This window comes from Rubneribacter sp., assembly GCF_965361815.1.
In genome coordinates this window covers 1-9,885 of record NZ_CBDTNW010000080.1, presented here as the reverse complement: position 1 = coordinate 9,885, position 9,885 = coordinate 1, and the positions used below count along the sequence as shown (strand labels likewise).

The 9,885-nt window shown below is 66.9% G+C and carries 9 protein-coding genes; 6 read left to right on the top strand and 3 right to left on the bottom strand.

Going from position 1 to position 9,885, the window contains the following annotated elements:
• From ACWKY3_RS06010 to ACWKY3_RS05985, 6 genes are all read left to right on the top strand, one after another.
• Positions 1-696, top strand: a 696-nt coding sequence (locus ACWKY3_RS06010; protein WP_449315522.1) for a nucleotide exchange factor GrpE, incomplete at its 5' end; no start/stop codon positions are given.
• A 122-nt stretch (positions 697-818) separates the two neighbouring features.
• On the top strand, positions 819-1,769 hold the full coding sequence (locus ACWKY3_RS06005; protein WP_449315521.1) for a DnaJ C-terminal domain-containing protein: 951 nt from the start codon (positions 819-821) through the stop codon (positions 1,767-1,769).
• On the top strand, positions 1,766-2,158 hold the full coding sequence (locus ACWKY3_RS06000) for a heat shock protein transcriptional repressor HspR (protein ID WP_449315520.1): 393 nt from the start codon (positions 1,766-1,768) through the stop codon (positions 2,156-2,158). Before ACWKY3_RS06005 ends, ACWKY3_RS06000 begins: the two co-directional genes overlap by 4 nt.
• 143 nt (positions 2,159-2,301) lie before the next feature.
• Positions 2,302-5,028 (top strand): ATP-dependent Clp protease ATP-binding subunit, encoded by a 2,727-nt coding sequence (locus ACWKY3_RS05995; protein ID WP_449315519.1) that lies wholly within the window; start codon positions 2,302-2,304, stop codon positions 5,026-5,028.
• A 374-nt stretch (positions 5,029-5,402) separates the two neighbouring features.
• Positions 5,403-5,663, top strand: a complete 261-nt coding sequence (locus tag ACWKY3_RS05990; RefSeq protein WP_449315518.1) for a hypothetical protein — start codon at positions 5,403-5,405, stop codon at positions 5,661-5,663.
• Complete coding sequence (locus tag ACWKY3_RS05985) at positions 5,641-6,093, top strand: type II toxin-antitoxin system VapC family toxin (RefSeq protein ID WP_449315517.1); 453 nt, start codon at positions 5,641-5,643, stop codon at positions 6,091-6,093. Before ACWKY3_RS05990 ends, ACWKY3_RS05985 begins: the two co-directional genes overlap by 23 nt.
• 414 nt (positions 6,094-6,507) lie before the next feature.
• On the opposite strand, the gene ACWKY3_RS05980 is transcribed toward ACWKY3_RS05985, so the two are convergent.
• The 3 genes from ACWKY3_RS05980 to ACWKY3_RS05970 form a co-directional block, all read right to left on the bottom strand.
• Positions 6,508-7,563 carry an acyl-CoA dehydratase activase gene (locus tag ACWKY3_RS05980; RefSeq protein WP_449315516.1) on the bottom strand — a complete coding sequence of 352 codons (1,056 nt, stop codon included), beginning with the start codon at positions 7,561-7,563 and terminating at the stop codon, positions 6,508-6,510.
• Complete coding sequence (locus ACWKY3_RS05975; RefSeq protein WP_449315515.1) at positions 7,560-8,888, bottom strand: hypothetical protein; 1,329 nt, start codon at positions 8,886-8,888, stop codon at positions 7,560-7,562. The genes ACWKY3_RS05980 and ACWKY3_RS05975 overlap by 4 nt, the downstream gene beginning before the upstream one ends.
• The coding region (locus tag ACWKY3_RS05970; protein ID WP_449315514.1) for an acyl-CoA dehydratase activase-related protein at positions 8,857-9,885 on the bottom strand (1,029 nt) is incomplete at its 5' end. The genes ACWKY3_RS05975 and ACWKY3_RS05970, both read right to left, overlap by 32 nt.

Genomic DNA, 9,885 nt, shown 5'->3' with positions numbered 1-9,885 from the left:
GGAAACCAAGACGACACGGGCAGCGGCGCCACCCCCCCCACCCCCCCTCGGGCCGCGGCCAGCGCTGCACCGGCCGGCTCGGAGGAGCCGGCCGCCGGCAGCGACTTTGCGGAGGAGGACGCCGCTTCGGACGACGTCGAGCAGCCCGCTGACGTTTCGCCCGAAGAGCAGTCCGCCGAAGCGGGGGAGGAGGCGCCTTCCGCTGACGACCTGGTAGCCAAGGCGCAAGCCGAGGCGCGCGAGTGGCAGGACAAGTTCATGAGGCTTCACGCCGAATGGGACACCTACCGCCGCCGCACAGCCGAGCAGCGCGAGGCCGAAAAGGCCCTGGCAACGGAGAAGCTGGTGTCCGGGCTCATTCCGGTCATCGACGACTTCGAGCGCACCATCGACTACGCGGAGAAAAACGGCGAAACGGGCCTGTTCGACGGCGTGAAAGCCGTGCACGCCAAGTTCGTGGACGTGCTCTCGAAAGGCGGCGTGCAGGTCATCGATCCGGCGGGAGAGGCGTTCGACGCGCTGGAGGCCCAAGCGGTGGCCACGGTGGACGACGCGAGCGTTCCCGACGAGACGGTGGGCGAGGTGTACCAGAAAGGTTACAAGATGGGATCGAAGGTCTTGCGACCGGCTATGGTCACCGTCACCACCGGGGGGCCGAAGCGAGAGAAACCGCAGGAAGACGCGGACAAGAAGTAAGAAGCTGGGAAGCGGGCTGCACGTGAGGGCAAGCCCGCTTCCGCTACTAGAGGCGCATAAGCAACGGCGAGGCTTCGGGACAGAGCCGTGAAGCCTCCTTGACTGAAAGGAAGGTGGAGCGCATGTCGGCAACTCCCGACTATTACAAGACGCTGGGCGTTCCACGCACGGCGACGGCCGATGAGATAAAGAAGGCGTTTCGCAAGCTGGCGCGCACGCATCATCCCGACGCCGGCGGCGACGAGGCGAAGTTCAAAGAGATCAACGAAGCTTACGAGGTGCTTTCGGACGACAAGAAGCGCAAGCTCTACGACCAGTACGGCACGGCGAACGAGAACCAGATCCCCCAGGGATGGGGCGGCGGGTCCGTGAACGTCGGGGACATCTTCGGCGGCGGGGCCGGCGGCTTCGGCAGCTGGGCGGACATTCTGGAGAGCATCCGGCGCGGCGAAGGGGCCTTCGGCACCGAATGGGACTTCGGCGGCTCCGGCTTCGGAGGGGCGCGTCAGCCCCGTCCCCGCAAGGGGCAGGACATGAACGTGACCCTGAACGTGACCTTCGACGAGGCGTTCAAGGGCGCCGAGAAGCGCGTGACCGTGCGCGTGCCCGGGCGCGGCGAATCGGAGACGCTGACGGTGAAGATTCCGGCCGGCGCCGTTGACGGCGGACGTTTGCGCTTCAAGGGCAAGGGCGGTCCGGGCGACAACGGCGGCGCGGCGGGCGACCTTCTGATCACCACGAAGGTGGAGGAGCATCCGCACTACCGCCGCAAGGGCGCCGACGTGCTCATGGACGTGCCCGTGAGCGTGGCCGAGGCCGCGCTGGGCGCGAGCGTGGTCGTGCCCGCCCCGGACGGCACGAAGGTCCGCGTCAAGGTGCCCGTCGGCACCCAGGACGGCACCGTGCTGACCGTGCGCGGGAAAGGAGCGCCCAAGGTGAAGGGCGAAGGTTCGGGCGATTTGAGGATCACCGTCAAGGTGGTCGTGCCCAAGCAGATGAACGACGGCCAGAGAAAGGCCATGGAGGATTACCTGGCCGCAACCGACGAGAACGTGAGGAGTTGGGAGCGATGAGCGATCGCGCGGACCGGAACCGCCCGCTGTACATGATCAGCGTGGCGGCGCAGCTGGCGGGCGTGCATCCCCAGACCCTGCGCACCTACGAGCAGAAGGGCCTGGTGTCCCCCCAGCGCACCAGCGGCAACACCCGCATGTACTCGCAGGCCGACATCGAGCGTTTGGAGCTTATCAACGAGCTGACGAGCGAGGGCATCAACCTGGCCGGCGTCATCCGCATCCTGGACTTGCAGGGGCGGCTGGACGAACGCGACGCCGAGCTGGACGATCTGCACAAGCGGGTGCGCCGCCTGGCCGATCGCGTGCACGAGCTGGAAACGCGCGAGAGCGTGAACTCGCTCGTGCGCGTGTCGGATATGCCGCCGTCGTTTCTGCGGCTGCCGTGAAGTTTGGGCGCGCAGCGCGGCGGGCACACGGGCGGTACGGACGATGCGGGCGGGTGGCGCACACGGCAACGCGCTGCGCAACGCACGCGTGTTTCACGTGAAACATTTCATGACTTTTGAGGTCATGCGAAGGAGGAACAACCATGAACATGGGCAATCTGAGCAAACTGGCCCTGACTGCGCAGGAGGCGTTGCAGCAGACCATCGTCATCGCCTCGGAAAACGAGGCTTCGCAGGCAGAGCCCATCCATATGCTGAAAGCGCTGCTGCAGTCGAAGGAGAACAACCTGTCGGCCATCATCAAGCGCATCGGCGCCGACCCGGCGCAGCTGCTGGCCAACGTGGACGCGGAGATCGGGCGCATGCCGAAGGTGAGCGGCAACTCCATGATGATGACGGGCGCCCCCGGCCCCGCGCTCATGAACCTCATCGACGCCGCCGTGAAGACGGCCGAGAAGCTGGGCGACAGCTACGCCACAAGCGAGCACTTGCTCATAGCGCTTTCCGAGGACAAGGGCGCGCCGGGGAAGATCCTCAACGGCGCGGGCGTGACGCGCAAGACCATCGAGGCGGCCTACGACGAGCTGCGCGGCGACACGCGCGTCACCGACCCGCAGAACAAGGCGCAGTTCGAGGCGCTGGAGCAGTACGGCCAAAACCTCACCCAGCAGGCCCGCGAGGGCAAGCTTGACCCGGTGATCGGCCGTTCGGAGGAAATCCGCCGCACCGTCCAGGTGCTTTCACGCCGCACGAAGAACAACCCCGTGCTCATCGGCGAGCCGGGCACCGGCAAAACGGCCATCGTGGAGGGCCTGGCCCAGCGTATCGTGGCGGGTGACGTGCCCTCCAGCCTGCGCGACCGCGACATCATCACGCTCGATTTAAGCTCCATGCTGGCCGGCGCGAAGTACCGCGGCGAGTTCGAGGACCGCTTGAAGGCGGTGCTGCGTGAGGTGAAGCAGAGCGAGGGGCAGATCATCCTGTTCATCGACGAGCTGCACACCATTGTGGGCGCCGGCTCCACCGGCGACAGCTCCATGGACGCGGGCAACATGCTCAAACCGGCCCTCGCGCGCGGCGAGCTGCACGCCATCGGCGCCACCACGCTGGACGAGTACCGCAAGTACATCGAAAAGGACGCTGCTCTGGAGCGCCGCTTCCAGCCGGTGCTGGTCACAGAGCCCACGGTGGAGGACACCATCGCCATTTTGCGCGGCCTGAAGGAGAAGTACGAGATCCATCACGGCGTGCGCATCACCGACGCCGCCATCGTGGCCGCGGCGGAGCTGTCGAACCGCTACATCTCCGACCGCTTCCTGCCCGACAAGGCCATCGACCTCATGGACGAGGCCGCCAGCCGCCTGCGCATAGAGATCGACTCCATGCCCGAGGAGGTGGATGCGGCCGAGCGCAAGCTCACGCAGATGCAGATCGAGGAGCAGGCGCTCATGAAGGAAAGCGACGAGGCGTCCCAGGAGCGCCTGGAAGCGCTGCGCCGCGACATCGCCGCCGCCCGCGAGGCGCTGGACAAGCAGAAGGCCGAGTGGCAAAACGAGAAGGACGCCATCGAGAACGTGCAGAACCTCAAAAGCGAGCTTGAAGGGGCCCAGCTGGAGGAGGAGCGCGCCACGCGCGAGGGCGACCTGGTGAAGGCGTCCGAAATCCGCTACGCCCGCATCCCCGAGCTGCAGCAGCGGCTGCACGCCGCCGAGGAGGCGCTCAACGTCAAGCAGCAAGACGGCGCCATTCTCAAAGAGGAGGTGTCGGAAGACGAGATAGCCGAGGTGGTGTCCACGTGGACGGGCATCCCCGTGCAGAAGATGATGCAGGGCGAGATGGCCAAGCTGGTGGACTTGGAGGACAAGCTGCACGAGCGCGTGGTGGGCCAGGACGAGGCCGTGGCCGCGGTGGCCGGCGCCATCCGCCGCAACCGCGCGGGGCTTTCCGACCCCAACCAACCCATCGGCAGCTTCCTGTTCCTCGGCCCCACGGGCGTGGGCAAAACCGAGCTTGCCAAAGCGCTGGCGGAGTACCTGTTCGACAGCGAGAAGGCCATGGTGCGCATCGACATGTCCGAGTACATGGAGAAGTTTTCCGTGCAGCGCCTGATCGGTGCGCCTCCGGGGTACGTGGGCTATGACGAGGGCGGCCAGCTGACCGAGGCCGTGCGCCGCAAGCCCTACAGCGTGGTGCTGCTGGACGAGATAGAAAAAGCGCATCCGGACGTGTTCAACGTGCTTCTGCAGGTGCTCGACGACGGGCGTTTGACCGACGGCCAGGGCCGCGTGGTCAGCTTCAAGAACGCCATCATCATCATGACCAGCAACGTGGGCAGCCAGTCCATCCGCGAGTTCTCCAACCAGGAGACAGGCGGCGAGAGCATGGGCCAAATGGTGGAGGACATGATGAAGGGCGACATCGCCAGCACGGCGAAGCGCCTGGCCGAGCTGCAGCAGCAGGTGAACGACGCGCTGCGCTCCACGTTCCGCCCCGAGTTCCTAAACCGCATCGACGACATCATCACGTTCAACGCGCTGTCCATCGCGGCCATGGAGCCCATTGTGGAGCTGCAGCTCAACGACGTGCGCGACCGCTTGGCCGACCGCCGCATCACGCTGGACGTGACGCCGGCGGCCATGGAGCACCTGTCCATCGACGGCTACGATCCCGTCTACGGCGCGCGTCCCTTGAAGCGCCTCATCCAGCGCGAGATTGTGGACCGCGTGGCGCAGAAGATGATCGAGGGCCAGCTGCGCGACCGCAGCCACGTGCTCATCGACATCAACCGCGAGGGCAACTACGAGTGCACGGTGGAAGAGCCCCTCGACTTCGACAATCTGGTGCTTGACGCCGCCCCGGTGCAAAAGTAGCGGCTCGAAGGAGCGGCGGGTCTTGGGTTCCGGCCCGTCGGAGAGTTTTCAGCGCCCGCCGGGCAGATGCCCGGCGGGCGCGCTGCGCATGCCATCTGCCCGATGGTCGCGCTGCGCATGTCGGGCCAGCGCGGCGCCGAAGGCCCCCGCGCTCTGCGCCGGCGTGCCGCCGAGGCTCTCCCTCGCATCCCGCGTCCGCGCGCCGCGGGGCTTTTTTTGCCACCGGGGTCCTCTCTTGTCCCCTCGTCGGTTTTTCGCCGGGGGTCCTCCTTCGCATCCCCTGCTTTCCTGCTGCCGGAGACTCCCCTTGCGTCCCGCACCGGTTTGCCGCATCATGCATTGCAGCGCAAAGCACCGAAGATAGGAGCGACGGCATGGAGAGCACACTGGTGACCGCGCGCGTGCCAACGGCCAAGAAGGAGGCGGGATCGCAGATCCTCGCCGAGCTGGGGAACACGACGACGGATCTTGTGAACAGCGCGTTTGACTACCTGATAGACCGAAGGGAGCTGCCGCAGGCTCGCGATGAGGTTCGCGCCCGCGCCAAGGACGTCCATGCCTTTTTGCGGGAGAGCACGCTGGTTGTGGATTGGTCGAAAGACGGGGAGGTCGATGACCGTGAACCTTCTGCTTGATACCGACGTGTACATAGACTACGTGGGCCGCAGGGAGCCGTTTTTCGAGGATGCGCGGCGCATCGTCGTCGCCGGCTACCTTGGCGACGTCAGGCTGTGGGTGCCGACGTTCTCTTTGCAGGAGGCGTTTCGCGTGCTGAGGCGCCATGCGGACCCCGTCCGCATCCAGCGGGCGATGGCGAAGACGAGCGAGGCGCTGACCCCGGTCGGCTTGAGCGCCGGGGAAGCCGTTCGCGCCGCTCGTTTGGAATGGGACGACTACGAGAAGTGCCTTGTCTCCCTGTGCGCCGGGAAGGCGAAGGCCGACTATCTGGTGACGCGGGATCCGGCGGCTTTCGCCCGGTCGCTCATCCCGGTCGCAACCCCTGGGGAGTGGCTTCGCACAGCCGAGCGCGATCTGGGCCTTGCGCGCGACCCCATGGAGCCGTGAGCGCGCGGCGCCGAAGACCTCTCTGTTGATGCGGGAGCGCCTCTGTTGAACCGGGGTCGACAGAGGCCGGGCCGGCCCGCCGGCGCTTCGGAAAGCTTTCCCAACGGGCGGGCGGGGCTTTCCGAAGCGCCCGATCAGGGGAAGCTCTGCTCGAACATTGGCCAACAGGGGCTCATGTCTAACAGGGAGAGCGTGCCGAAATGGCAGAAAACGCGTTCTGTGCATAGATTCAGGAGGCGGAAGCCCGCGCTGAGGATTCGCGACCTGGTGTTTTGCCGACGGGGAAGCGCAGCGCGTCCGCTTCGATCGGTAAAACCTATGCACAAGATGCGATTCGTGCCACTTCGGGCCGAACTCTCTCTTTGACAGAGAGGCTGAAGCTGGCCAGCCGGCTCGCCAGCGCGGCGGTCGGCCTCACGCCGTCGTCTTCACGGCGCCCTTCTCGCAGCGGTTGCCCCAGGAGTCGATGATGGCGCCGTCGCGGTAGACGCAGATGATCTCGCAGCGGTTCGCGCACTTTTGGCACTCCACCTCGCGCGTGGCGAACTCGAAGTCGCGCAGCGCGTCGAAGTCGAACGGCTCGTCGTCCGCCGCCGCGTTGCCCGTCGCATCCGCGCTTCCCGCTCCGGTGCCCGTCGCCGTGCCGACCGCACTCGCCCCCGCGACCGCGCGCGGTGCGGCCTCGGCGGCCAGAAGCGCCACGCCGAACGCGCCCATGAGGTGCCCGTCGGCGTCCACGAGCACCTCCATTCCCAGCTCGTCCTCGAAGGCGCGCACCACGCCGGCGTTTTTGCTCACACCGCCCTGGAACACCACCGGCGCCACGATCTGCTTGCCTTTGCCTACGTTGTTGAGGTAGTTGGTGGCAACCGCGCGGCACAGGCCCGCGATGATGTCCTCGCGCGCGTAACCCACCTGGATCTTGTGCACAAGGTCGCTCTCGGCGAACACGGTGCAGCGCGCCGCGATGTTCGCCGGCTTCTTCGACGTGAGCGCGATCTCGCCGAACTCCTCCACCTCCACGCCTAAACGGTGCGCCTGGCTCGACAAAAACGCGCCCGTGCCGGCGGCGCACAGCGTGTTCATGGCGTAGTCCACGGCAATGCCGTTCTCCACGCAGATGATCTTTGAGTCCTGCCCGCCTATCTCCAGGATGGTGCGCACGTCGGGGTGCAGGAAGGTGGTGCCCACCGCATGCGCCGTGATCTCGTTTTTCACCACGGCCGCGCCGCACATGGCGCCCACAAGCCGACGCGCGCTGCCGGTGGTGCCCACGGCGCGCACGCGCACGGCGTCGCGATCGACTTGCGAGCCTAGGTCGGCCACCACGCGGCGCGCGGCATCGGCCGGGTTGCCCTCGGTCCACAGGTACGTGCGCGCGATGATGCGCCGCGCGCCGTCGATGATCACGCCCTTCGTGGAGATGGACCCTATATCGATTCCCAGATAGCACTCCGTCTGCTCCGTCATCGCATGTTCTCCTTCTTCATGGCCAGCATGTCGTAGAACGCCTCGAGGCGCGTGTCCAGGCCGGTGTCGCTGGTCTGCGAGTCGTAGCTCAAATAGAGCAGGGGCATGCCGGTGTCGCGGCCGATGCGCTGCAGCACCGGCACGCAGTCCACCTCCGGCGTGCAGCCCGACGACTTCACGTGCACCACGCCGTCGAAGCCCTCCTGCGCGTAGCGCAGCGCGGAGGCTATGGTGAGGCTGGAGGTGGGTCCCATGTCGTAGGTCACGTAGTCGGCGATGCTCGCGCGCAGGTTCTTCTCGTTGTAGCGCAGGTTGCGGTTCGTCATGGTGAGCGAGCGGTGCACCTCCACGCCCATCGCCAGCAGCTTGCGCTCCAAATCCAGGTTGCTGGCCGGATCGGCTGCCGTGAAGTACTCGCCCACAATGCCCACGCGCACCGGGCGCGCGGGCCGGCGCACCGGCAGCGACCGCAGCGCGTCGAGGCCCCGGCGCTGCGCCTCGGTTATGTCGCGCTCGCAGGTTGCCTCGCGCATGTCGGCGAAGTACGCTTCCCGCGCGCGGTCGAACGAGCCGGGTTCCACCTCGAACCCGGCGTTGGCCAGGTACAGGTCGTTCGCCTCGTCCAAGCACTCGATCATCTTGAACACGGCCAGCATGTTGCGCACGCCGCGCGGCACCGACACGTTGGGGTTCACCTTCTTCTTGCAGATGGTCACGTACTCGGTGAGCGGCTTTCCCGTCACCGTGGCGAAGTTCAGCATGTCGAACTCGTATCCCAGATCACGCAGGATGGACTCCTGCAGCTCTCCGTAGTAGCCCAAACGGCACGGCCCTGCGAACTGCACGAGCACGTCCGCGCCCAGCTCGAGCGCCTCGATGTAGTCGCCCAGGATGTGCTTGAAAGGCGCGCACACCATGTCGCTGGAATGGCGCGATCCCAGCTCCGCCGTGCGCCGCGTGGCCTTGGGCAGCGCCACGAAGTCGGCGTCCAACACGTGCTCCACGAAGAACTTGAACGCGATGTCGTAGTAGCTGTAGCGGAAGAACGCCACGCGCGTGCGGGCGTGGCGTTCGCGCGTGCGCGGCCGGGGCCTCTTCGGCAGCAGCGGGCGCAGCCTGAACGGGCCGCGTCCGCCGCCTCCCAGCACCACGCGCGCCCCGCGCGCCCCGTCGGCGATGCCCGGGCTGTCGTCGGTTCGCAGGGGGTTCACGCGATTGCGCTCGAGATATCGACCGAATGCGCGGCCGACCGTGGGATTCACCGCTCGCTTACCTGCGTCGCCGTCTGCAATTTCAGGCGTTTCTGTGTGCGGTGTCTCGCTCATGGACGTAGCCTCCCTTCTTCTGGTAACGCAGGATGTCCACGAAGCTCTCCACGCGCGTTTCAAGCCCGGCGGTGCCGCTTTGCGCGTCCACGGTGAGGTTGAGGATGGGCTTGCCCTGGATGCAGCGCAGGATGGCGTCGTCGGTCATGGAGTCCGGCCCGCACGGGAACGCGCTCACCAGCACGATGCCGTCCACGCGGTCGTGCAGCAGCATGATGGCGCCGACGATCTCGCGGTTGACCGTCCACGGCATGGTTTCGGAGAACTCGAAGCTGGCTTGCAGCGCGCGTTCGCGGTCGGTTTCGTCGGCGAACAGCACGGTGGCGCCCATGCCCTCGATCAGATCGACGAGCGCGCCGCCCAGGTGCGGGTCGTGCGCCACGTAGGGATGAGCGGCCAGCAGGATGCCAAGGGGCGCGTCGCCGCCGGCTCCATTGCCAAGGGCCGCCTCCCGGGCGCGGTCGAGGGCCGCCAGCGTGCGCGCTTGCCGCTCCAGCGCGGCGCGCTCGGCCCGCTCCTGGGCGTGCGCGGCCTTCTTCCACGCGAGCTTCGCCTCGCGGGTCCCCGCGCCTAGCTGCGATGCTGCGGACAGCAGCGCCTCCTTCATGCCGGCCTTCTCCTCCCAAACGTTCACCAGGCACGACAGCACGCGGACGCGGCTGTCTGCGAACGTGTTGGCCACAAGGTCCGGCAACGCTTGGAACTTCGTGCAAAACCCGCGGTGCAGCCCCTCGCTGACGATGCTGGGAACGAACACGACGTCGCACGCGCCTGCGTCCAAAAGCGGCGCCACGTGTCCCAGGTACGCCTTCGAGGCCAGGCAGCACTCGTCGTTGGACAGCGCGTCGCCGCGCTCGACCACGGCCCTGTCCGTGGGGTCGCTGACCGCCACCTCGTACCCGAGCGCTTGGAAGAACGTCGTCCACAGCACGCCATAGCGGTGGAACAGAAGCGGGGGGGGTGTTCCGAGGGGGGGGGTGTCCCTTGGCCCTCCCCT